Below are 23309 nucleotides of genomic sequence, written 5' to 3'. Positions count from 1 at the left end.
GCTCCCGGACCACCCGCTGTGTAGGGCTCAAGCAGGTCGTTAGGTCGCATTGCCCTGCCCAACACGGGGCAATGTTCTCTGAAAACGTTGAACGCCCGATGCTCGGCCACGCCGAATCGGGGAAGGGTGACACATGGAACACCTCTCTGGTGCCGAGATCGTCACGCGTTGCCTGCGGGAAGAAGACGTCGAATTCGTCTTCGGCTATCCCGGCGGCGCCGTGCTCGAGATCTACGACGCGATTTTCCGTCAGACCAATTTCAAACACGTGCTGGTGCGCCACGAACAGGCTGCCGTCCACGCTGCGGACGCGTATTCGCGCTCCAGCAACAAGGTGGGCGTCGCGCTGGTGACGTCTGGCCCCGGTGCGACCAATGCCATTACCGGCATTGCCACCGCCTACATGGATTCGATTCCGCTGGTGGTGATCTCCGGCCAGGTGCCTTCCGGCGCCATCGGCCTCGATGCCTTCCAGGAAGTCGACATGGTCGGCTGCTCGCGCCCGATCGTGAAGCACAATTTCCTGGTGAAGGATGTGCGTGATCTTGCCGCCACCTTCAAGAAGGCGTTCTACATCGCTGCCTCGGGCCGTCCCGGCCCGGTGGTGATCGACATCCCCAAGGATGTGACGATCGCTAAGTGCGCGTACGAGTACCCCGAAACCATCAATATCCGCAGCTACAATCCGCCGACCAAGGGCCATCCGGGCCAGATCAAGAAGGCGGCGCAACTGCTGGCCGAAGCCAAGCGCCCGTTCATCTACGTCGGCGGCGGCGCGGTGCAGGGCGGCGCGTCGGCGCAGGTGACCGAGCTCGTTCGCATGCTGAACGTGCCATGCACCAATACGCTGATGGGCCTGGGTGCGCTCGACGGTACCGACCCGAATTTCGTCGGCATGCTCGGCATGCACGGCACTTACGAAGCCAACCTGGCGATGCAGTACTGTGACGTGCTGATCGCCATCGGTGCGCGCTTCGATGATCGCGTGATCTCGGTGCCGAACCAGTTTCTGTCGAACCCGAAGAAGATCGTCCATATCGACGTCGATCCGAGCTCGATCGCCAAGCGCGTCAAGGTCGACGTGCCCATCGTCGGCGACGTCAAGCACGTGCTGACCGACCTCGTTGCGGTGCTGAAGGAAACCGGCGCCAAGCCGAACGCCGATGCGCTCGCCAACTGGTGGAAGCAGATCGACGAGTGGCGCAAGCCCAATTCGCTGCTGTACACGCCGTCGACCGAAGTGATCAAGCCGCAGCACGTGATCGAAACGCTGTGGAAGGTGACCAATGGCGAAGCCATCGTCACCTCTGACGTCGGCCAGCACCAGATGTGGGCGGCGCAGTACTACAAGTTCCGCCGGCCCAAGCAGTGGATCAACTCTGGGGGCCTGGGCACCATGGGCTTCGGCCTGCCGGCCGCCATGGGCGCGCAGCTTGCCAACCCGGATGCACAGGTCGCCTGCGTGACCGGTGAAGGCTCGATCCAGATGAACATCCAGGAGCTCTCCACCTGCAAGCAGTACCACACGCCGGTAAAGGTGCTCTCGCTGAACAACCGCTACCTGGGCATGGTGCGGCAGTGGCAGGAGTTCTTCTACGGCACCCGTTATTCCGAGTCGTACATGGATGCGCTGCCGGACTTTGTGAAGATCGCCGAGGCCTATGGTCACGTCGGCTTCAAGGTGGAGAATCCAGCCGATGTCGAACCGGTGCTGCGTGAAGCGTTTGGCCCTGGACTGAAGGAACGACTGGTGTTCATCGACTTCCGCACCGATCCGTCGGAGAACGTGTTCCCGATGATCCAGAACGGCCGGGGCCTCAATCAGATGGATCTGCCGGAACATATGCGCGGCCTGCAGCAGACGCCGTTCGAAAACAACCGTGATTACGGCAACCTGTGCTGAGGAGGGATTGAGCATGCGACATATTCTTTCCGTCCTGATCGAGAACGAAGCCGGCGCGCTGAGCCGTGTTACCGGCCTCTTCTCCGCACGCGGCTACAACATCGATTCGCTGACGGTGCAGACCACCGAAGACCCGACCCTGTCGCGGATGACCATCGTCACCCACGGCTCGGACGACGTGATCGAGCAGATCACCAAGCAGCTGAACAAGCTGATCGAAGTGGTGAAGGTGATCGACCTGAACGAGGCCGATCACATCGAGCGCGAGCTGATGCTGATCAAGGTGCGCGCCGCCGGCCGCGATCGCGACGAAATGAAGCGGATGGCGGACATCTTCCGCGGCCGCATCATCGATGTGACCGAGAAGACCTACACCATCGAGCTGACCGGCACCGGTGAAAAGCTGGATGCCTTTATCAAGGGGCTCGATCCGACGGCCATACTCGAAACCGTGCGCACCGGTGCCTCGGGCATCGCGCGCGGTGAGCGCATTCTGAAAATCTGAAAACCGAGCGAGGAATGAGGCGTGAGCCGCTGGGGGAAACCCCGCATCACCCCTCAGGCCTCACCCCTCACACAGCAAGGAGTTTTATCCCATGGCACTGAACGTTTACTACGACAAAGATTGTGATATCTCGATCATCCGCGGCAAGAAGGTCGCCATCATCGGCTACGGCTCGCAAGGCCATGCCCACGCCTGCAACCTGAAGGATTCGGGGGTCGACGTTACCGTCGGCCTACGCCTGGGTTCGGCCACCGTGAAGAAGGCAGAAGCCCACGGCCTGAAGGTCACCGACGTGAAGACCGCCGTTGCCGGTGCCGACGTGGTCATGATCCTGACCCCGGACGAGTTCCAGTCCAAGCTGTACAAGGACGAGATCGAGCCGAACATCAAGCAAGGCGCTACCCTGGCCTTCGCACACGGCTTCGCCATCCACTACAACCAGGTCGTGCCGCGCAAGGACCTGGACGTGATCATGGTTGCACCGAAGGCCCCGGGCCATACCGTGCGCTCCGAGTTCGTCCGTGGCGGCGGCGTGCCTGACCTGATCGCCATCTTCCAAGATGCATCGGGCAAGGCCAAGCAGACCGCCCTGTCCTACGCTTCCGGCGTGGGCGGCGGCCGTACCGGCATCATCGAAACCACCTTCAAGGACGAGACCGAAACCGATCTGTTCGGTGAACAGGCCGTGCTGTGCGGTGGCGCCGTCGAGCTGGTGAAGATGGGTTACGAGACCCTGGTCGAAGCCGGTTACGAGCCGGAAATGGCCTACTTCGAGTGCCTGCACGAACTGAAGCTGATCGTCGATCTGATGTTCGAAGGCGGCATCGCCAACATGAACTACTCGATCTCGAACAACGCCGAATACGGTGAGTACGTGACCGGCCCGCGCGTGATCAACGAAGAATCGCGCAAGGCCATGCGCCAGGCTCTGAAGAACATCCAGACCGGCGAATACGCCAAGCAGTTCATCCTGGAAGGCCAGACCAACTACGCGTCGATGACCGCTGCACGTCGCAACAACGCGGCTCACGGCATCGAAGTGGTCGGTGCCAAGCTGCGCGCAATGATGCCGTGGATCCAGGCGAACAAGATCGTCGACCAGTCGAAGAACTGATCACGACGCCGTTCCGGCAAGTAGGGCGAGAAGGCCAGCAGCGATGCTGGCCTTTTTCATTGCGCGACGGCTTCGCGCGACGCTGGCAGTTTGGAGTGGCCGCCCTGGGTCTGGATTGCGCCACGCGGGCCGTGCCACCGATCGGCGCGCTGGCCGCGGCCTTCCCGGCGTTGGCGGTGGCAGGCCGCGCCGGGGTGCCAGCGTGTGCTTCAGCGCTCCTGCAGCCCCTCGACCAGATGGTCGATCAGCACGCGAAGCTTGGGGGCGATATAGCGCTTGGGCGGATAGAGCAGCCACGCGGTGCCGGTATAGGCGCCGACGAAGACCCAGTCCGGGAGCACCTGGATGATGTCGCCGCTGGCGAGCGCGGTCTGGGCGGTGAAATGCGGCAGGCAACCGATGCCGAGGTCAGCCATCACCCCTTCCAGCCGGATCTCGCTGTGGTTGGCGACATAGCGGCCGTCGACGGCCACGGAAACCCGCTCCTTGCCGCGCCTGAAGCGCCAGCGCCTGTCGTCTGGATGTTCGCCCAGATAGAGGCAGCTGTGGTTCGCCAACTCGCGCGGATGCTGCGGCGTGCCATGTTGCGCGAGATACGCTGGCGTTGCGCACAGCATATGGGTGACTGCCATCAGTGGCCGGCCGGCAAGGCCGGGCGGCGGCGCATCGGTGATGCGGATGGCCAGGTCCATATCGAAGGCGATCGGATCGAGTACCTGATCGGTCACCACCAGTTGCACGTTGACTTCCGGATAGCGGCGCAGGAAGGCGGGCAGTAGCGGGTGGATCACTTGGCGGGCGAAGGCCTTGGGGGCAGATAGCCGCACCCGGCCACGCGGTTCGCCGCTGAACTTGCCGGCCGCTTCCATCGCGGCGCGCGCAGCCGCCACCATTTCCCGCCCGTACTGATAGACCTCGCTGCCTGACTCGGACATGCGCAAGCGGCGCGTGGTGCGTTCCAGCAATCGGGTCGAGAGCGTGCGTTCCAGCCGCGCAATCTGCCGGCTGACCGCCGAGGGGGTCGTTCCGAGCTGGCGTGCGGCGGCGGAAAAGCTGCCGCAATCGACCACCGCGGCAAAAGTCGCCAGGTCCGACAACAGCGTGGATGGATTATTTATTCCCATGGCGCAAAAGAATTGTTCCTGATCACTGGATTATCGCACCAAGCCGCAGATTGCATAATCTACGACTAGCATTTTGCTTTCATCGAAATTCCATACCCCGGATAGTAACCATGCAAACCCACGGCAATATACGCAGCAGGGCGGACCTCGACTGGGTTGCCGCGCATTGTGAACATGTACTCACCCTGTTCAGCGGCGGCCTGGATAGCAGCTATGTGCTGCACGCGCTGGCCGGCAAGCGCTGCAAGGTGACTGCCTTGACGGTCGACCTGGGCGATGGCGTCAACATACCCGATCTGCAACAGATCACGGCGCACTTTGGCGCGAATCTCAGGGTGATCGACGGTTGTCAGCGTTTTGCCGAAGAGGCCGTGCTGCCTGCGGTGCGTGCCCAGGCCCGCTACATGGGCATGTACCCGATCAGCTCGTCGCTGTCGCGGCCGGTGATTGCGCAGTACGCGGTGCAGCTGGCGCTGGAGCTCGGTTGCGACGCCATCGTGCATACCGCCAACCAGTCGCAGAACAGCCTGCGCCGGCTCAACGGCGCGCTGGCGCAACTGGGCTACACCGGCCACTACGGCACGCCCTACGAATACACCGCGATCTCGCGCGAGGAAAAGATAGAGGCCTTGCGCGCCGAAGGGCTGACGCGATTCCAGGCGCGCGGCATCAGCGGCGACGCCAACTTGTGGTGCCGTGAATTCGAATCGGGCTCGCTCGACAATCCGGAAGCGTTCTGGGTGCCGGAAACGCTGTTCGAGTGGACACGCCCGCGCACCGATCTGCCCGATATCGAAATCATGCTGCATTTCGCCGCCGGCCGGCCGGTGGCGGTCGACGATTTCGCGTTGCCGCTCACCGACCTGATCTCCGCCGTGAACGAGCGTGCCGGGGCTTTTGGCATAGGCCGCTACAGCGGGCTCGAGCATCTGCCTAGCGGCGAGAAGGTGCTGGAAGTGCGCGAGGCCCCGGCGGCGACCTTGCTGATGGACGCCTATCGCCATCTGGAAATGGCGACGCTGGATGCCGAGACATTGCGCGAAAAGCAGGCGATGGAGCAGCTGTGGGTGCGTGAGGCGCTGGAAGGGCGCTGGTTCGGCGGGCTGCGCGCGGCGGCCGATGCGTTTATCCATGCGACGACGCGAACAGTGAGCGGCACCGTCGGCTACCGGCTGCGCGCGGGTGCCGCCGACGTATGCGCGATCCGCGCCAGCTCGCCGCGCTATCTGGTCGACCGGGATGGCTGGGAAAAACGGGCCGCGCGCTTGGGCGCCAGCCGCGGCCTGGCCGATTTGATGCATGCCGATCTGGAGAAAGTGCGATGAATGCCGCATTGCCCACTGCGCTGGTCGATTCCATGAGCGCCGGCCTCGTCGCCGCGCTACGCAACAAGCAATATGACTTCGTCTCCGGCTTGTCGATGCAGGCGGCGTGCAACCTCGAGCCCGCGGTCTGGCGGGAGTTCATCGAATGCTGGGAGCGGCTTACGCTCGATCGCTATATGGGCGACGGCGGCCGCTACCGCTATCGCCGCTACGGCGCTTTTCTGTTGGGTGCCCATGGCGAGCTGGTGCTGCAGCCGCACGGTCCCTACGAGCAGCCACGCTATATCAACACGCTCAATGGTGGCGTCGCCCGGCATTTCGATCCATTGGAGCCCAGCTTCGTCCACAACCGGTTTCTGCGCGGCCTGCTGCGCTCGCTGGGCCGGGTATTCGATGCCGTCGAGGCGAACAACGGGCCATGGCTGATCCGCCTGCACCCGTATCGCATCCGCGCCGACGGCTCCGCCGTGGGCCAGCCCACGCCGGAGGGGCTGCATCGTGACGGCGTCGACTTCATCGTCACGCTGATGATTGAACGCCGCAACGTCGAGGGCGGCGAGACCCGGATCACCGATGCCGGCGGCAACCTGCTGCACGCGCTCACGCTTTCCGAACCGCTCGACATGGTCGTTGCCAACGACGTGACCACCATGCATTCGGTCAGTCCCATCACCGCCGCCGCGCCCGATTGCGCGGCTTATCGCGACGTACTGGTCATTGCCTACAGTCGTCCCTGAACCTGGAGTTTCCATGTCCCGCCACCCTACACCAGCGCTCTGGATTGCTGATCTCATGCTATTACTGGTCGCCGTCGTCTGGGGTACCAGCTACGGCGTCGCCAAATCCGCGCTGGCCTATTACCCGGTGCTCGGCTTTCTGGCCGTGCGCTTTTGCCTGACCTTCGTGCTGCTGCTGCCCACGCTGCGCGAACTCGCTACCCAGCGCGGGCAGCAGGCCTTGAAGGCCGGCCTGCCCTTGGGCTTGATCCTGCTGTGCATCTTCCTGTGCGAGACTTTCGGCGTTGCGCTGACCACGGCCAGCAATGCCGCCTTTCTGATCAGCCTGACCGTGGTGATGACGCCCTTCGTCGAATGGCTGCTGCTGCAGCGCCGGCCCGATGGTCAGGCCTTCGTCGCCGCCGGGATCTCGCTGCTCGGTGCCTGGCTGCTCACTTCGTCGGTCGGATTGTCGAGCTTCTCGATGGGCGACGCGCTGATGCTGGCGGCGGCGCTGTTACGCGCGCTGATGGTCAGCGCCACGCAGCGGCTGACGGCAGGCAAGAGCATGTCCACGTTGACGCTGACCGCCATCCAGTCGGGCGTGGTCGGCAGCGGCTCGCTGATCGTCGCGACCTTCATGCTGCCGCACGGGCTGCCGGCGCTGCCGCATGCACCTGCGTTCTGGGGCGCCACCATCTATCTCGTGCTGTTCTGCACCATCTTTGCCTTCTTCGCGCAGAACTACGGCATACGCCATACCGGCAGCCCCAGCCGGGTATCGCTGCTGATGGGTAGCGAGCCGGTGTTCGGCGCGATATTCGCGGCGTACTGGCTGGGCGAGCGGCTGGCCAGCAGCGCTTGGCTGGGTGGCATGTTCATCGTCGGTGCCGCGCTGTGGGCGAGCCGCCCGCGCAGCGTGCTGCGCCCGGCTACCGTCGCTTGACGCAGACCTCCCCCTATTGCTGAAGCAGATGCAGGACGCCGCTCGGTGCAGGCTATCGTCCGTGCGGCTGGCTGCGCACCTAGCGGTTGCAGGAGTGCGTGTGGCGCTCGGCACCCGGTAGTTGCAGTACCAGTTGCTCGCTGTTGAGCGCCTTGATCTGCAGCGTCAGCTCGGGGGGATCGAACTGCGGCACCGACAGCAACAGCGTATCGCTGCTCACCCAGCGATAGCTGCCGTTGAATCGGCTGCGCTGGCCCGAACCCTCGCCCAAGGAAAACTCCAACATGCCGCCCGGGCTGAATTCGTAGCCATAGCGGCGGCCGTTGCCGACCGTGGTGGTGCAGTCCCAATAGCCATACAGATCCGGGTTCGCCTCGATCTGGCGCGGGGCGGGCGCCTCACTGCCGGGTGGCTGCGCATCGCGGCTGGGCAAGAGGCTGTCGCGGTTGCCATTGCGCTCGGGCAGCAGCGCGATCCACTGTGCAGGCACGGCAAAGTTGAGGTTCTGTCCGGTCCGCGATTGGAAAGTGGTGATGCCAACCAGGTTGCCACGCTCGTCGAACAGGCCGCCGCCACTGGAGCCGGGAGAAATCGCCGCGGTGGTCTGGATCAGCTTCGCGCCATCGAAGTCGCGTAGCGAAGACACCAGCCCCTCGCTCAAGGACAATTCCAGCCCCTGTGGCGAACCCAGGGCAAAGACCTTGCTGCCTACCCGCAAGGAACCGCCTAGGGACACCGCGGGCGCGTCGAGCCCCGTTACCGACAACTGGCATAGATCGTGGCCCTGGTCCTGATAGCGGACACGCGCCGCATATTCCTTGCCCTGGTAAATGACTTTCACATCCGGCGTCAGCATCACCACGTGGCAATTGGTGACGACTTCGCCAGGCTGGATGACGACCCCGCTTCCCAGGCTGCCGCGCTGTTCATCGCCATCACGACCGATCACGACGACGATGCTGGGGCTGGCGGCATCGAACAGTGCGCTGCTCGACAATACCGGCTTCGCCGCTGCCGACGCCACGGTCTTGGCTGATGGCGCCGCCGGCACGGCTGGCTCGGGTTCCGCCTTGGCCGAGCCACGATTCCAGCCCCACCAGGCCAGCAACACCAGCACGCAGCCCGTGAGCAGCCAAAGGCCGCGCCGATCGGGCGCTTCATCGGGCATATCGGCATGCGCCGCGCTGGCAACGCTCGCAGGCGCGGGGGCCGCCAGGCGTTGATCGTAGCGGGCACGCAGCTCGGGATTGCCTAGCGTATCGAACGCATGACGGATGAACTTGCGCTGGTTTTCCGCATCGGGATGAGCCGGCTGCTGCGCCAATTCGTCCAGCCGGCGGCGATATTGCGCCTCGATGTCAGCCTGCGTCGCGCTCGCCGGTACTCCCAGCAGATCATATAGGGTCTTTTTCATGCGCCGTGCCTCCTAGCCGGACAAGCTGGGCAGATGATGACGGCATCGCACCGGCCAAGGGAACCATCGCCCGCCGAATTGGGTGCCAGCGTCGTGGCGGCGCCACACTCGGCTCAGCGCCAAACGCGCCAGCTGGTCGGGAAAGCGGTTTGCATCGACCAGGATCGCACCGGCACGGCTACTCGTTCAGCGGTTCTTCGAACAGGAATTGCACCTTGGGCGACAGCTTGAGCTTGAGCGTGCGCGGATCGAACACCACGGCGCCGACGATCACCTCCTCGTGCTCGCCGTTCCGGCTGGTCGCCGTGACGCGCCAGGGAGAGATCACCGCGCCGCGATCGGCGGTTGGTTCGTAGCGGGCAGTCCGGTTCCAGCACGGAACCTCATAGGGCTCGCTTTCATTCTCAGCGCTCGCGTCGGACACGACGGACGAGGCGCTCGACGCCGAGGTCGCGCTGGCCGCCTCGCTCGACGCATCGTCCGCGACCGGCGTGGGGGGCTGGCCGCAGATGCTGGTGGTGTCGTAACGCACTGGCAGCGTGCCGGAGGCCACCACTTCGGATTTGGCGAAGTCGATCAGATAGATTTCGCGGTCCACGCTGATCTCGCCCTCGGCATCGACCTGGTATTGCAGTTGCCAGCCGTGGATGTCCTTGCCCGGTTCGATCTCGGTCAGCTCAACTTCGATGGGGAAACCGCGGTCGAGATGGCTGGTCATGCCAAAGTATTGCGGCGCAACTTGCTGCTTGCCTTCGAGATCGACCACCAGGAAGCGGTACTGCAGCCGGCCTTCCTGACCGGTGTCACCGCGCGCGTAGCCGAGGATGCCCAGCATCAGCTTGCGCTTGCCGTTGATGGTTACCTGCTGCTGAGTCTGCACGTTCATGACGTAGCTGCGCGCCTGGTCGTCGACCTGCGTCCAGCCTTCGAGCTCCTCGGAATACGGGCCGAATTCGGCGGTCATCACCTGGCTGATGGTGTCGCGCGTATTGCGATCTGGCGTGCGCCAGTACATTACCAGCACCAAAATCAGCAGCAGCACGAACAGGATGCCGGCACCGAGCAGAAACCACTTGAGCAGGCGTTTCCAGCATGCTGGCTGTGCGGGAGGCAGGGCCGTCGCGGGGGCGGAGCTCGGCGTCGGTTCGAGCGGTGGCGTGGCGCGTGTCATTGGAGCGGTGAGCAAAAAAACGGGATTGTATTACAGGCCCCGTATGAATTTGCAGGCGCGGGGGCTGCGCCTGGCATGCGGGTTAGTCGCCAGGCATCGTGCCTGGAGCGGCTGGCAAGACCCGACGCAGCGGTGCCCGCCCCTCAAGGCGTTCAAGCTAGTGCCCTTCGGTCGCAAAAGGCGGCAAGCGGGCGTGATGCCGCCAGAACGGTGGGCTTAGTCCAGGCTTTCCAGGATGGGCGCCAGGGGAGCGGATTTACATTCGGTGCCCAGGTCTTTGTCGAATCTCCTGACATAATCCAGGTATGACTTGAACAGCGCCTCTGCCGTCTCTTTGCTCTCCTTGGCTTCGTCGTCGTCGGAGTCATCGCACAAGATATAACCGGAACGCCATGTATCTATATTCTTGTGAACCTGGATTGCGGTGATCACAAAATTCATACGGGTTTCGACGCCCTTTTGGCAGAGCGTCTTGATGTCTGCGTTGTGACCGATCAGCGCCTTGCCTTCATCGAGCGACTGGTTGGACTTGGCGATGTGCCGATTGATTTTCGTTGTTTCCTCAACGCCTTTCTTGATAAAACGCTCGCACGCATAGGATTGCGCAAAGGCCATGTCGGAGAGCGACAGCAGCAGCATGACGGCGATTTTCTTCATGATTTGACCTCCCAAGGTTGCGGTCCAGCGCTCGATAGCCCTGGCATCAAGCCGGCGCCGATGACATCGGCGCGCATCGATGGCTGCATTGTTTGTCGCTCATCTTCGCATTTTCACATTGAGTGTTGCGCATGGCATTGCATCAGCTCATAGGCTGGCTGGCGCAATTATGCTTGCCCGCAGCGTTGGCCAGCCCACCAAGCCGGTGGCCACGCATACCGGCGTGCTAGGCACCGGTTTGGCGCCGCGATTTGCCTGGCCAGGGGCCGCAGATGGATGGTGCAGTAGTAATGCAGGCACTATGCCAGGACGATGGCCGACAGCAGTGCTGCTCGCTGCTCCAGCCTGCCGGCCAGCTCGACAAGCCAGCCTCCGCCGCGGCGTCGCGCTCCAGCCATCGGCCATGTTGTCGGTGGCGGCTGCTAGGCTGTGGGCGGACGCAAAAAAACCGCCACAGGCTGTCAATGATGCGCCGGCCGTGGGGACTGAAACTGCGTGAGGCGAGCTGCTTCATCCCCAACTGGAGAATAGTTATGAACAAACCACTGCTTGCTGCTTCCGCCCTCGTTGCCGTGCTTGGCTCGACCACTGCCGTGCCGACGCTCGCAGCCGAGCGTGAAAAGTGTTTCGGCGTGGCCAAGGCCGGCCAGAACGATTGCAAGGCCAACGGTCACTCATGCGCCGGGCAGGCCGCCGCCGACAACGACAAGATGGAGTGGAAATTCGTCGCCGCGGGCACCTGCGAGAAGCTGGGCGGCTCGAAGCAGGCCATGTAAGGCCGGGTTGGGGCGGCCACCGCCGCCCCGCACCACACGATCATGAACCAGTACACGAGCTTGCCCGGCTTGGGCTTGCGTTCCCCCCACATGGCCGACGAGCTGGCCACGACCGGAAACGGCACTGCACCAGCGGCAATTCTGGCAGCTGTCCATGCCTGCCTCGATCTGCTCGATCTGAAGCTCGATGAAATCTGCGGCGAACTCGCGATCAGCGGCAACCACTGCAGCGTGCTGCTATACCGGGCAAGGCTGCGCTTGCGCACCTGCCTGTCCGAGAAGGGCTACGGCGCGGGGGAGTTGAGCGATGAAGTGTAGAGAGGCGACCCGGCTGATGTCCGACGCGCAGGACCGGCCGCTCTCGATGCCGGAGCAGCTTGCCTTGGCCACCCACCTGCCGCTGCGCAGCGGTTGCCGTAACTACCGCAAGCAACTGGCCATCCTGCGCGAAGCCAGCCGCGCCTTGCGCGAGGGCTGGGTGGAATCCGGCGACAAATGATGGGCGCTCAGCCAGCCATGGCTTCGCCCAGTCGCACGCCGCGAGCCGGCGCCCAGTCCGGGTTGAAGTCGAGTTGCTGCGGATAGAGCAGCACCACGGTGGAGCCGAGCAGGAAGCGGCCCATTTCCTCGCCCTGCTTCAAGGTGATCTGCTGGTCGTCGTAGCGCCATACACGCACCGTCTTGCTGCGCGGCGGGTTGACCACGCCATGCCAGACGGTGGCCATGCTGCCGACGATGGTCGCCCCGACCAGCACCAGCACGAAGGGCCCGGCTTCCCCTTCGAACATGCAGACCACGCGCTCGTTGCGCGCAAAGAGGCCCGGAACGCCGCGCGCGGTGGCCGGGTTCACCGAATAGAGCTCGCCCGGCACGTAGATCATGCGGGTCAGCCGTCCGGCGCACGGCATATGGATGCGGTGGTAATCCTTGGGGCTGAGATAGATGGTGGCAAAGCTGCCATGCTCGAACTGGCTGGCCAGCTCGGCATCGCCGCCGACCAGTGCACGGGTGCTGTAGCTGTGGCCCTTGGCTTGGAAGATCTGGTCGCCTTCGATGCGGCCGAACTGGCTGATCGCGCCATCGACCGGGCACACCAGGCGGCTCTCGGCCAGCGGCCGGGCACCCGGCTTGAGCGCGCGGGTGAAGAAATCGTTGAAGCTCTTGTAGCTGGCGACATCCGGATTGGCGGCTTCCGCCATGTTCACGCCGTACTTCCTGACGAAGCGGCGGATGATGCGGGTGGTGACCCAGCCGCGCTGCGGCGTGGCGACCCAGCCGGCGAACAGGGTCAGCGCCAGTTTGGGTGCAAGATGCTGCAGCAGGACGAAAAGGCGATCGGGCACGGCCGGCATTCCACGTTGGATAAACCGGCAATTGTAACGCATGTGCCGGTTGCTACCGCGTTCGCAGCCTATGGCACAGACAGCGCGCGCGGGCTCAAGCTACAATTTCCACTTTCGCTGGCGCTTCGCCGCCGGCCCGTGCCTGAGGTCTTCTTATGCATCATCCCGTCAAGCGGCCGCTGAACTTCAAGCGCCAGAGCATCTACCTCTTGCCCAACCTGTTTACGCTAAGCGCGCTGTTCGCCGGTTTCTACGCCATCGTCCAGGCCATGAACGGACACTTCGAGCAATCGGCGGTTGCCATCTTCATCGCGATGATCCTCGACGGGCTCGACGGCCGGGTGGCGCGGCTGACGCATACGCAATCGGAATTCGGCGCCGAGTTCGACAGCCTGTCGGACATGGTGTCGTTCGGCGTGGCGCCGGCCCTGGTCGCCTATGAGTGGATGCTCAAGGATTTCGGCAAGCTCGGTTGGGCGGTGGCCTTTATCTACTGCGCTGGCGCGGCGCTGCGGTTGGCGCGCTTCAATACCAATATCGAGGTGGTGGACAAGCGCTGGTTCCAGGGGCTGCCCTCGCCGTCGGCGGCAGCCCTCGTGGCGGGCCTCGTCTGGATCGGCATCGAATACGCCAGCGATCTGGCGGTGTTGCGCCCCGCGCTGCCCTATATCGCGCTGTTCTTCACGCTGTTCGCCGGCTTGACCATGGTGTCCAACGTGCGCTTCTGGAGCTTCAAGGAGTTCCACGCGCGCAAGACGGTGCCCTTCGTTGCCATGCTGGTGGCGGTGCTGGTGCTGTTGATCGGCGCCTCGCGCCCGGCGTTGGTGCTGTTCTGCTTCTTTATCGGCTACGCCGCTTCGGGCTATGTCTACTGGCTGTGGTGCAAGGTGAAGCATCGGCCAACTTCGGGTTGATTTGGACTTTTTGTCCGATATTTTGGTTGTTTGTCTGATGGTGTTGCGCATTTTTTGCGCAAAACCGAAATAGTGTTTGACGTTGTGTAGAAGTTGCCCCTATCCTGAGCCCATCGTTAGCCAGGAGTAGCGCGTGCAATTCGACATCGACCGCCTGATCGCCGACTTCGGCGGGCCCGCTGCCCTGGCGGACGCCCTGAATCAGCTCTTCCCCGACGATCTTGTCAGCCGCGCCGCGATCTACAAGTGGCGCGAGCGCGGCAGCTTGCCGCTATCGCAGATCGACAAACTGGCCCGGCTCGCCGCGCGCCAGAACCGTGATTTCAACATCCATAGTTATCGCGTCGGCGAAGTGCCGACGAGCCACTCCGGAGCCAGTGCCATGGGCGATCGTTTGTACATTTTCGACACCACCTTGCGTGACGGCGAGCAATCGCCTGGCGCGTCGATGACCCGCGAAGAAAAGATCCGCATCGCCCGCCAACTGGAAAAGCTGGGCGTGGACATCATCGAAGCGGGCTTCGCTGCAGCCAGCCCAGGGGATGCCGACGCGATCCGCGCGATTGCCGAAGTGATCGAAAACAGCACCGTCTGTAGCTTGGCGCGCGCCACCGAGCGTGACATCCGCGCCGCCGGCGAGGCGATCGCACCAGCCAAGCGCCGCCGCATCCATACCTTCATCGCCACCAGCCCCATCCACATGGAAAAGAAGCTGCGCATGAGCCCGGACGAGGTGGTTGAGGCGGCCGTCAAGGCGGTGAAGCTGGCGCGCGAATACACGGACGACGTCGAGTTCTCGGCCGAGGATGCCTTGCGCAGCGATATCGATTTCCTCGCCCGCGTGTTCAGCGCGGTGATCGAGGCGGGGGCCACCACACTCAACGTGCCCGATACCGTCGGCTACGCCGTGCCGCAAAAGACCGAGGCGTTCTTTCGCGAGTTGATCGCCAAGACCCGTGGCGGCGACAAGGTGATCTGGTCGGCGCATTGCCACAACGATCTGGGCATGGCCGTCGCCAACTCGCTCGCCGCCGTGCTTGGCGGCGCGCGCCAGGTGGAATGCACGATCAATGGCCTGGGCGAGCGTGCCGGCAACGCGGCGATGGAAGAAATCGTGATGGCGGTGAAGACGCGCCACGATGTATTCGGCGTGGAAACGCGCATCGACGCCACGCAGATCGTGCCGAGCAGCAAGCTGGTTTCGACCATCACCGGTTACCCGGTGCAGCCGAACAAGGCCATTGTCGGTGCCAATGCCTTCGCCCACGAATCGGGCATCCACCAGGATGGCGTGCTCAAGCATCGCGAAACCTACGAGATCATGAGTGCCGAATCGGTGGGCTGGTCGGCCAACCGCCTCACCTTGGGCAAGCTCTCGGGCCGAAATGCGTTCAAGACCAAGTTGCTGGATCTCGGCATCGTGCTCGATACCGACGAGGCGCTGAATGCCGCCTTTGCCCGCTTCAAGGATCTGGCCGATCGCAAGCGCGAGATCTTCGACGAGGACTTGCATGCGCTGGTATCGGACGAGATGGTGTCGATCGAGCAGGAAACCTACCGCTTGAGTTCGCTCAAGGTGGTGTCCGAAACCGGCGAGGTGCCGAGTGCCGCGCTGGTAATGGTCGACGACGGCGCGGAGCGCCAGGCCCATGCCGAAGGCGATGGTCCGGTCGACGCCACTTTCAAGGCGATCGAGTCGGTGGTGAATAGCGGCGCCGAGCTGCTGCTCTATTCGGTGAATGCGATCACCCAAGGCACCGACAGCCAGGGCGAAGTAACGGTGCGCCTGTCCAAGGCGGGCAGGGTGGTGAACGGCCAGGGTGCCGACACCGACATCCTGGTCGCCAGTGCCAAGGCGTATATCTCGGCGCTGAACAAGCTCTCGCACAAGAACACCCGCGTCAATCCGCAGATCGGCGAGGCGGTATAAACGAGCTCGCGGCGCTCCGGACAGCGTGCGCCGCGACGCTCAACCATCGAATCTCAGCAGTAAACCACCGAGGCGGGCGCCCCACGAGGGCTGTACCGCGCGGCGCAACCCAGGCGTCGCAAGCCAGCGCGCCCCTTCGCGATCCGCGAGCGAGTCAGGCAATGGACCGGCGGCAGCAGTAAAAACCCGATCGACGTAGGCCACGTCGACCGGGTTTTATTTTTGCTCGCTGGGCTTGATAAGAAGTGCGCTCGTGCCACCAACGAGCAAAGCGAGGCCCACTCGCGGCGGCGAGGGCGGGGGGAGGGGAATCGAGCCGGGGGAGCCGTTATTGTGCACCCAGGAGCAGCTTTGAGCCCGGCTTGGCCGGGCTCTTGACGTCGATTGTGCACAGGGGACTGCAGGCTGTGTAACCCGGCTCTCAATAGCGCTCGGCAATGAAACGGAACGGATAGCTGCTGGCCTCGCGGCGCTTGATCTTGCGGTTGGGCAGCTTCACTTCCTCGGGCGGCAATTCCTCGTAGGGCACGTGATCGAGCAGGTGGCGGATCACGTTGAGCCGCACCTTCTTCTTGTCCTCCGAGCGGGCGACGAACCACGGAGCCCACGAGGTATCGGTGGCGGTGAACATATTGTCGCGCGCCTGGGTGTAATCGTCCCAGCGGTCGTACGATTTGATATCCATCGGTGAGAGCTTCCAGATCTTGCGCGGATCGTCGATACGGTCGCGCAGTCGCCGCTCCTGCTCCTCCGGGCTGACTTCCAGCCAGTATTTCAGCAGGATGATGCCCGACTCGACCATGGCGCGTTCGGCCAGCGGCGTGGTCTCGAGGAATTTCGCGGTCTGCTCCGGCGTGCAAAACCCCATCACCCGCTCGACGCCGGCGCGGTTGTACCAGCTGCGATCGAAGATCACGATCTCGCCGGCGGCCGGCAGGTGCTGCATATAGCGCTGGAAGTACATCTGGCTTTTTTCGCGCTCGGTGGGCGCGGGCAGCGCCACCACGCGGAACACACGCGGGCTGACCCGTTCGGTGAGTGCCTTGATCGTGCCGCCCTTGCCGGCGCCGTCGCGCCCTTCGAACACGATGCAGATCTTGAGTCCCTTGGCGACCACCCATTGCTGCAGCTTGACGAGCTCACCATGCAGCTCTTTCAGCTCCTTCACATATTGCTTGTTGCTCAGCGGCGCAGCTGGAACGACCGGTTCCGCGACGACCGCTTTTTTCTTCTTCCCCATCTTGCAGCTCCTTGAGCGTGGTGCGAACTCATCCTGTATCGCACACGGCAAGCCACGGCGCTGACGAATTTGATCGCACGCGCGATAGAGGCGCGCAAGCGCAAGCCATCGGGGCAGGGGGATGGCGCTACGGCAGAGCGCAGCGCGCACGAGCAGTAACGTTGGACCGGGTTCGCTGAACGCGCACCGGGTTGGCTGGGGGTGCGGCCAGCAAAACCCGGCGTAACGGTTCCGGCAAGCCGCGCGAAACTGCCGGAGCGACGCCGGACTCCGTTCAGTCGTCCTGAAAGGCGGTAACCCGGACTCCCTTCGGTCGCGGGGCAGTACTAGGCGTGCAGTGGGGGTGATGTGGCTGAAGGGGAGGTGGTCGTCAGCCAGCGGCCTGGGCGAGCGAAGGGCGGGTCCAGTAGGCATAGCAGACCACGGCCACGAATATCCACACCGACAACGCCACCTCAAACAGCGCCAAGAGTTGTGACAATCCCGTGTCGGACCAGCCGCGCATCACCCCTTCGATGAACCAGCCGAGGATATACATGCTGCACCACTGGTAGGTGTAGCGCCGGCCCTTGAGCAGACCGGGCAAGGGCGCCAGCAGCAGCGCTGCCTTGAACACCAGCAGCGAGCCGCCGGGGCGCAGCGGCGCCAGCTTGAGCTCCCATGCCAGACACAGCGCGATCAGTGCGGTCAGGCCGAGGATGGCGGCCCATTGCGCGCGGGGCCGCCAGATTTCCAGATTGATGTTCATGGTGCCACCGCCAGTTTTTGCGCCACTTCGGCCAGACGCTTGCCCTGGGCGATGGCAAGCTGCTTTTCCGCGTCGCTGATCGGCAACTTGGATTCGGGTCCGGCCACATGCGATGGGCCGTACGGCGTGCCGCCCGAGGTGGTGGCGGTGAGCTGGGCCTCGGTGAACGGTGTGCCGACGATGAGCATGCCGTGATGCAGCAGCGGCAGCATCATGGTGATCAGCGTGCTTTCGTTGCCGCCGTGCATAGCTGCGGTGCTGGTGAATACGCAGGCAGGTTTGCCGGCGAGCGTGCCGCGCAGCCAGTCCGCTGCGGTGCCGTCCCAGAAGTACTTCATCGATGCGGCCATGTTGCCAAAACGCGTCGGGCTGCCCAGCGCCAGGCCGGCACATTCCTTGAGATCGACCAGTTCCACGTAGGGCGCGCCCGCTTCGGGGACGGCGCTTTCCGTCGCTTCACAGACCGTGGACACGCGCGGCACCGTGCGTAGCCGGGCGCTGCAGCCGGGTACGGCTTCGATGCCGCGGGCGATCAGTTGCGCGAGCTGCCGGGTGGCGCCGTGGCTGCTGTAATAGAGGACGAGGATCTCGGTCACGGGGCGGTCCAGTTCGGTTTGTAGGCAATGCCCGCTCTTGGGCGGCGGCCCGCTATTATACGGGTTCATCACATCCTGACGGCGTCGCCATGGTCAGCTCCCGCACCTATACCCAATTGCTTACCGTCGAATACTGGCGCCGCGTAGCCGGCTTCTCGCGCTTTGTCGGCCATAGGCTGATTGTCGATCGTTGCCTGCAGACCGCCGGCAGCCTCACCTACACCACGCTGCTCGCCATCGTGCCGCTGTTCACCATCGCGCTGACCATGTTCGCGGCGTTTCCGGTGTTCTCGCGCTATGCTTGGCGTTTCCGCTCCTTTTTGCTCTCCAACCTGGTGCCCGAGACCGGTGGCAAGCTCGTCGGCACCTATATGCGGCAGTTCGCCGACAATGCCGAACGGCTGACGGCGCTGGGCATGGTCGGCCTGGTGCTGACCGCGCTGCTCCTGGTGTTCACCATCGAGAAGGCCTTCAACGAGATCTGGAGCGTGAACCGGCCGCGCAAGCTGATGTCGCGCACGCTGATCTACTGGGCGACGCTGACGCTCGGCCCGGTGCTGATCGGGGTGTCGCTGTCGCTCACTTCCTGGTTGTTCAAGCAGACCACCTTGCTCGACAACCTGCCGGTCGCCGAAGCCTTGCTGGTGCGGGTGGGCCCGTTGTCGCTGATGTTCGCCATGCTCACGCTGCTCTACGTGGCCGTGCCCAACTGCTATGTGCCGCGCAGCCATGGTCTGGCGGCTGCCGCCGTGGTCGCCGTGTTGCTGGAACTGATGAAGATATTGTTCGGCTACTACATCAAGCAGTTCGGCACCTACCAGCTGGTCTACGGCGCGTTCGCCGCCTTCCCCATCTTCCTGGTGTGGCTATATGTGTGCTGGGTGATCGTGCTCGGCGGCGCGGTGCTGTCAGCGTCGCTCTCCTACTGGCACGGCGACGGCTGGCGCTGGGAGCGGCACCACGGCACCCGCTTCGAGCAGGCGGTACGCATCCTGATGACGCTGGCGCAAGCGCATACCCATGGCGAAGTACTGCATATCGACACCTTGCGCCGCCGCGTCGGCCTTGGTATTGATGCCACGCACGGCCTCTTGGAGGTGATGAGCGAGCGCGGCTGGGTGGAAGCGTCACGCGAAGGTGCCTGGCTGCTCGCCACCTCGATCGAGCGCATTCGCCTCGTCGACATCTTCGAAACCGTGGTCACGCCGTTGTCGGCCAGTGTCGAATCCGGAATCCGCCTTAACATCAACGGCATGGTGACGGCACTGGACGAGACGCTGGCGGATTATGCGGAGCGGTTGGGGCGGGAGGATGAAGGCGCCGATTAAAAAAGCCGCGCATAAAGCGCGGCTTTTTTAATCGATGGCGTCAGTACCCGATGGGGGAGGTTGTTGGTCTGTCGTTTTGCCGTCGCGTGTTTTGCTTGCGATTCGGGTGGCAACTTCTTTGAAGCAAACGTAGCTCAACGCAAGGCCAAACAAACTCCAGATTAAACCTTTCGCGGTCAAGTCCGCGCCATTGATCGCGGCGGGGAGTAATCCACCTGCCGCAACCAGTATTCCGATTCCTCCCGCTATCGTCAGAATCAGTGAAGAGTTTTTCTGAACTTCGGATTTTTGGAGTACGGGGTGCGTCATTGTGCTCAACCGTCAGTTATTTAGCGCAGCCCGCTTCCAGTGCAGCCACTACCTGCTCCCGCGTCAGCTCGCCGATATAGGACTGGCCGAGCTTTTCCATCAGGATGAACTTGATCTTGCCGGCATCCACCTTCTTGTCCTGCGCCATCAGGTCCAGATAGCGCTCGCGGCCTAGCTGGGGCGAGACGACGGGCAGGCCGGCCTTCACCAGCAGCGCCTTGATCCGCGCGATATCGGCGTCGCTCACCTTGCCCAGTTCGCGCGAGGCGTAGGCGGCCAGCACCATGCCGGCAGCGACGGCCTCGCCGTGCAGCCATGCGCCGTAACCGAGGCCGGCCTCGATGGCGTGGCCGAAGGTGTGGCCGAGGTTCAACAGCGCGCGCTGGCCGTTTTCCTTTTCATCGGCGGCGACGATGCGTGCCTTGTTCTGGCAGCTGTGCTCCACCGCATACGTCAACGCCACGGTATCGCGCGCCATCAGCGCATCGATATGGGCTTCCAGCCACTCGAAGAAGGCCAGGTCGTCGATCAGGCCGTACTTGATGACCTCGGCCATGCCGGCGGAAAACTCGCGGGCGGGCAGCGTATCGAGCGTGGCAAGGTCGGCCAGCACCAGCCGCGGCTGGTAGAACGAGCCGATCATGTTCTTGCCGAGCGGATGGTTGATGGCGGTCTTGCCGCCAACGGACGAATCGACCTGCGCCAACAGCGTGGTCGGAATCTGGATGAAGGGCACGCCGCGCTGGTAGACGGCAGCGGCGAAGCCCGTCATGTCGCCGATCACGCCGCCGCCCAGCGCGATCAGCGTGGTCTTGCGCTCGGCACGCGCCTGCAGCAGGCCGTCGAAGATCAGGTTCAGCGTTTCCCAGTTCTTGTAGACCTCGCCGTCGGGCAGCACGATGGCCTCGACGTTGACGCCGCGCGCTTCCAGCGCCGATTGCAGCGGCGCGAGATACAGTGGGGCGACGGTGGTGTTGGTGACGATGGCCACGCGCGGCTGCGGCAGCAGCGGCACGATGTGCTCGACCTGGGTCAAGAGGCCACGGGCGATGTGGATGTCGTAGGGGGCGTGATCGAGGTCGAGCTTAACGGTGCGCATGGTGGTGTTCGAGTTTGGCGAGGAGGGCGTGGGTGAGTTGCTGCACCGATTGGCGGCTGGTGTCGATGGTCAGATCGGCCACTTCGCGATAGAGCGGATCGCGCGCTTCAAACAGCTCGCGGATGCGCTCCTTCGGGTTGGCCGTCTGCAGCAAGGGGCGGTTCTTGTCGTGGGCGGTGCGCAGGTAGATGTCGTCGACGCTGGCGCGCAGGTAGATCACGAAGCCGCCGCGGGCCAGCGCCGCGCGGCTATCCGGATTGAGCACGGCGCCGCCGCCGGTGGCGAGCACGATGTCCTTCTGCTGCGACAGTTCGGCGATCATCGCCGCTTCGCGCGCGCGAAAACCCGCTTCGCCTTCGACCTCGAAAATGATCGGAATGCGCACGCCGGTGCGCGACTCGATCTCGTGGTCGGAATCATAGAAATGCTTGCCCGTGGCCTTGGCCAGCGCGCGCCCCACAGTGGTCTTGCCGGCGCCCATCATGCCGACCAGGAAGTAGTTGCCGTGCAGATTCATGGGGGCAATTCTACCTCGGATAGCGATGGCGGTCGCCAGCGGCGTGGCGGCGGCCCTGGCCACATTGCGGCGATGCCCCCGAGCATTTCATGGCGGCCCGCCGCTTTTGGGCGGCATGAAATGGGCGCTTGGCGCTGCGGGCCGGCCGGACCGATCCCGGTTCGGCTGGCGTCGCTGCCGGCGCTGGGTCCGCATTTCTTACACAGTATTGACGTTCTGGCACGACGCCAAGCCGTGCGATCGCCCTGGTTTGGTGCATTGCTCCGAGCGCTGCTTGTCACCGACCGGCGGGCTCGGTTGGTAGTCCTCATACGCTTGCCTACAGCTACTGCTTGTTCGCGAGCGGAGCGATACGCGTTGATGCCCGTGGTCTCAACCAGGAAAGTCGGCGGATTTCCGATATTCAGCCCGATTCTGGCGCGGGCCGGTACCAGCGTGGTCCATCTTTGATTGCGGTGCCAGTAGTGCTTGGTTGCGACCAACAGCAGCAAATTCTGATGCGCGATTTGGCGGTTTGACAGCCCGAAACGGGCAAGCACTAATACGCGGCGCCGCAAAAACAACACCAGATCACGGCGTAAGCAAGCGACAGGTTTGCGCGGAGAGCTGATCTTGCCTGTCTCGTTGACATCACAAACAGAGTACCGGTCTGGGGAGAACCTCAGGCAGGGAATGGAAAGGGAATTGGTATGAAACCTCAGAAGTTGATCCGGCTCGCGGCCTTGCCGGTGGTGCTGGCCGCTGCGCTGGCCCAGGCCGCGACATGGCAGGAAGGGGAGACTTACGCGGCGGGTTCCGTCGTCAGCTATGCCGGCGTCCAGTACAAGGCCTTGGTCACGCATACGGCTTACGCCGGCGCCAACTGGAACCCGGCGGACACGCAGGCGCTCTGGCAGCGTGTGACTGGCGCCAGCCCCAGCCCGGTGGCTACTCCGGCGCCGCAACCCACGCCCACGCCGATTGTGGCGTCCGGTGTCTGGTCGGCCGGTGCGGTGTATACCGCCGGTGATCGCACCAGCCACGACGGGGGGATCTACGAGGCCAAGTGGTGGACACGGGGTGACAATCCGGCGCAAAGCGGCCAGTGGGGCGCCTGGAAGCGCGTTGGCGAGGTGGGTACCACGCCGACACCGAAGCCGAGCGTGACGCCGACCCCGGTTGCAGCCACACCGACGCCCAAGCCCACCGTGACGCCGACCCCGGTTGTGGCCACGCCGACGCCCAAGCCGACCGTGTCTCCGACTCCGGTTGCAGCCACACCGACGCCCAAGCCGAGCGTGACGCCGACTCCGGTTGCAGCCACGCCGACCCCCAAACCCACCGTCACCCCGACCCCGGTTGGCCCGACCCCGACGCCGGTCTCGCCGTCCACTGGCAAGATCGTTGGCGCTTACTTTGCGCAATGGGGTGTCTACGGTCGCGGCTACGAAGTTGCCGACATCGCGTCCAGCGGCTCGGCCAGCCACCTCACCTTCATCAACTACGCGTTCGGCAACCTGTATGTGAAGAACGGCGGCTACGAGTGCGACATCCTCACCCGCACCGAATCCGGTAACGGCGATGGTGGCGATGCCTGGGCCGACTTTGGTCGTACCCCGAGCCGTCGCGTCGATCCGGCCGACACCATCAAGTGG

Annotated in this window: 24 protein-coding genes; 13 read left to right on the top strand and 11 right to left on the bottom strand. The window is 63.7% G+C overall.

From position 1 onward, the window contains the following. The first annotated feature begins 133 nt into the window (after positions 1-133). From ilvB to ilvC, 3 genes are all read left to right on the top strand, one after another. Positions 134-1903, top strand: a complete 1770-nt coding sequence (ilvB, locus tag NLI84_RS04645; protein ID WP_255988509.1) for a biosynthetic-type acetolactate synthase large subunit — start codon at positions 134-136, stop codon at positions 1901-1903. A 13-nt stretch (positions 1904-1916) separates the two neighbouring features. Next, a complete protein-coding gene (gene ilvN / locus NLI84_RS04640) occupies positions 1917-2408 on the top strand; it encodes an acetolactate synthase small subunit (protein WP_255988503.1) in 492 nt (163 codons plus the stop codon). A 97-nt stretch (positions 2409-2505) separates the two neighbouring features. Beyond that, a complete protein-coding gene (gene ilvC / locus NLI84_RS04635) occupies positions 2506-3522 on the top strand; it encodes a ketol-acid reductoisomerase (protein WP_255988865.1) in 1017 nt (338 codons plus the stop codon). 209 nt (positions 3523-3731) lie between these two features. Here the strand turns inward: ilvC and NLI84_RS04630 are convergent, their stop codons facing one another. Beyond that, the gene (locus NLI84_RS04630; RefSeq protein ID WP_255988502.1) at positions 3732-4646 is read right to left on the bottom strand and encodes a LysR family transcriptional regulator; all 915 of its coding nucleotides are present in this window, start codon (positions 4644-4646) and stop codon (positions 3732-3734) included. Positions 4647-4756: 110 nt separating this feature from the next. Here NLI84_RS04630 and NLI84_RS04625 point away from each other — a divergent pair, with 110 nt between their 5' ends. Genes NLI84_RS04625 through NLI84_RS04615 form a run of 3 tightly spaced genes read left to right on the top strand, consistent with a single transcriptional unit; the run spans position 4757 to position 7633 of the window. Next, complete coding sequence (locus NLI84_RS04625) at positions 4757-5971, top strand: argininosuccinate synthase-related protein (RefSeq protein WP_255988501.1); 1215 nt, start codon at positions 4757-4759, stop codon at positions 5969-5971. Next, positions 5968-6708: a 2OG-Fe dioxygenase family protein gene (locus tag NLI84_RS04620; protein WP_255988500.1), complete on the top strand. Its 741-nt coding sequence runs from the start codon at positions 5968-5970 to the stop codon at positions 6706-6708. Before NLI84_RS04625 ends, NLI84_RS04620 begins: the two co-directional genes overlap by 4 nt. A gap of 13 nt (positions 6709-6721) precedes the next feature. Further along, positions 6722-7633, top strand: coding sequence for a DMT family transporter (locus tag NLI84_RS04615; protein ID WP_255988499.1), 912 nt, complete (start codon positions 6722-6724; stop codon positions 7631-7633). Between the two features lie 79 nt (positions 7634-7712). Here the strand turns inward: NLI84_RS04615 and NLI84_RS04610 are convergent, their stop codons facing one another. From NLI84_RS04610 to NLI84_RS04600, 3 genes are all read right to left on the bottom strand, one after another. Then, positions 7713-9047, bottom strand: a complete 1335-nt coding sequence (locus tag NLI84_RS04610) for a trypsin-like peptidase domain-containing protein (protein ID WP_255988497.1) — start codon at positions 9045-9047, stop codon at positions 7713-7715. A gap of 178 nt (positions 9048-9225) precedes the next feature. Further along, the gene (locus NLI84_RS04605) at positions 9226-10218 is read right to left on the bottom strand and encodes a hypothetical protein (protein ID WP_255988495.1); all 993 of its coding nucleotides are present in this window, start codon (positions 10216-10218) and stop codon (positions 9226-9228) included. Positions 10219-10434: 216 nt separating this feature from the next. Next, entirely contained in the window at positions 10435-10875 is a 441-nt protein-coding gene (locus NLI84_RS04600; protein ID WP_255988494.1) for a hypothetical protein, read from the bottom strand. 533 nt (positions 10876-11408) lie between these two features. On the opposite strand from NLI84_RS04600, the gene NLI84_RS04595 reads away from it, so the two are divergent. The 3 genes from NLI84_RS04595 to NLI84_RS04585 all read left to right on the top strand — a co-directional run bounded on the left by NLI84_RS04595 (position 11409) and on the right by NLI84_RS04585 (position 12150). Beyond that, positions 11409-11651, top strand: coding sequence for a BufA1 family periplasmic bufferin-type metallophore (locus NLI84_RS04595; protein ID WP_255988493.1), 243 nt, complete (start codon positions 11409-11411; stop codon positions 11649-11651). A 90-nt stretch (positions 11652-11741) separates the two neighbouring features. Continuing rightward, the gene (locus NLI84_RS04590) at positions 11742-11969 is read left to right on the top strand and encodes a hypothetical protein (RefSeq protein ID WP_255988491.1); all 228 of its coding nucleotides are present in this window, start codon (positions 11742-11744) and stop codon (positions 11967-11969) included. Then, complete coding sequence (locus NLI84_RS04585; protein WP_255988490.1) at positions 11959-12150, top strand: anti-sigma factor family protein; 192 nt, start codon at positions 11959-11961, stop codon at positions 12148-12150. Before NLI84_RS04590 ends, NLI84_RS04585 begins: the two co-directional genes overlap by 11 nt. A 7-nt stretch (positions 12151-12157) precedes the next feature. On the opposite strand, the gene asd is transcribed toward NLI84_RS04585, so the two are convergent. Further along, entirely contained in the window at positions 12158-13003 is an 846-nt protein-coding gene (gene asd / locus NLI84_RS04580) for an archaetidylserine decarboxylase (protein ID WP_373316885.1), read from the bottom strand. Positions 13004-13149: 146 nt separating this feature from the next. On the opposite strand from asd, the gene pssA reads away from it, so the two are divergent. Then, positions 13150-13908 (top strand): CDP-diacylglycerol--serine O-phosphatidyltransferase, encoded by a 759-nt coding sequence (pssA, locus tag NLI84_RS04575; protein ID WP_255988487.1) that lies wholly within the window; start codon positions 13150-13152, stop codon positions 13906-13908. 133 nt (positions 13909-14041) lie between these two features. Then, positions 14042-15838 carry a 2-isopropylmalate synthase gene (locus NLI84_RS04570; RefSeq protein WP_255988485.1) on the top strand — a complete coding sequence of 599 codons (1797 nt, stop codon included), beginning with the start codon at positions 14042-14044 and terminating at the stop codon, positions 15836-15838. A 421-nt stretch (positions 15839-16259) separates the two neighbouring features. On the opposite strand, the gene ppk2 is transcribed toward NLI84_RS04570, so the two are convergent. The 3 genes from ppk2 to wrbA form a co-directional block, all read right to left on the bottom strand. Beyond that, complete coding sequence (gene ppk2 / locus NLI84_RS04565) at positions 16260-17078, bottom strand: polyphosphate kinase 2 (protein WP_255988484.1); 819 nt, start codon at positions 17076-17078, stop codon at positions 16260-16262. 370 nt (positions 17079-17448) lie between these two features. Continuing rightward, positions 17449-17826 carry a DUF2069 domain-containing protein gene (locus NLI84_RS04560; RefSeq protein ID WP_255988482.1) on the bottom strand — a complete coding sequence of 126 codons (378 nt, stop codon included), beginning with the start codon at positions 17824-17826 and terminating at the stop codon, positions 17449-17451. After that, positions 17823-18422, bottom strand: a complete 600-nt coding sequence (gene wrbA, locus NLI84_RS04555; protein WP_255988480.1) for an NAD(P)H:quinone oxidoreductase — start codon at positions 18420-18422, stop codon at positions 17823-17825. Before wrbA ends, NLI84_RS04560 begins: the two co-directional genes overlap by 4 nt. 89 nt (positions 18423-18511) lie before the next feature. Here wrbA and NLI84_RS04550 point away from each other — a divergent pair, with 89 nt between their 5' ends. Further along, positions 18512-19750 (top strand): YihY family inner membrane protein, encoded by a 1239-nt coding sequence (locus NLI84_RS04550; RefSeq protein WP_255988479.1) that lies wholly within the window; start codon positions 18512-18514, stop codon positions 19748-19750. Positions 19751-19777: 27 nt separating this feature from the next. On the opposite strand, the gene NLI84_RS04545 is transcribed toward NLI84_RS04550, so the two are convergent. From NLI84_RS04545 to NLI84_RS04535, 3 genes are read right to left on the bottom strand one after another with little or no spacing between them, the layout of a single operon-like run. Further along, a complete protein-coding gene (locus NLI84_RS04545; RefSeq protein WP_255988477.1) occupies positions 19778-20059 on the bottom strand; it encodes a hypothetical protein in 282 nt (93 codons plus the stop codon). Positions 20060-20075: 16 nt separating this feature from the next. Continuing rightward, on the bottom strand, positions 20076-21158 hold the full coding sequence (gene aroB, locus NLI84_RS04540; protein ID WP_255988475.1) for a 3-dehydroquinate synthase: 1083 nt from the start codon (positions 21156-21158) through the stop codon (positions 20076-20078). Next, positions 21145-21675 (bottom strand): shikimate kinase, encoded by a 531-nt coding sequence (locus NLI84_RS04535; protein ID WP_255988474.1) that lies wholly within the window; start codon positions 21673-21675, stop codon positions 21145-21147. The genes aroB and NLI84_RS04535 overlap by 14 nt, the downstream gene beginning before the upstream one ends. Before the next feature lie 689 nt (positions 21676-22364). Here NLI84_RS04535 and NLI84_RS04530 point away from each other — a divergent pair. Beyond that, positions 22365-23309, top strand: a 945-nt coding sequence (locus NLI84_RS04530; protein WP_255988470.1) for a carbohydrate-binding protein, incomplete at its 3' end; no start/stop codon positions are given.

The organism is Chitinolyticbacter albus (assembly GCF_024437655.1).
Lineage (GTDB): Bacteria > Pseudomonadota > Gammaproteobacteria > Burkholderiales > Chitinibacteraceae > Chitinolyticbacter > Chitinolyticbacter albus.
This window is presented reverse-complemented; position numbering and strand designations above follow the sequence as displayed.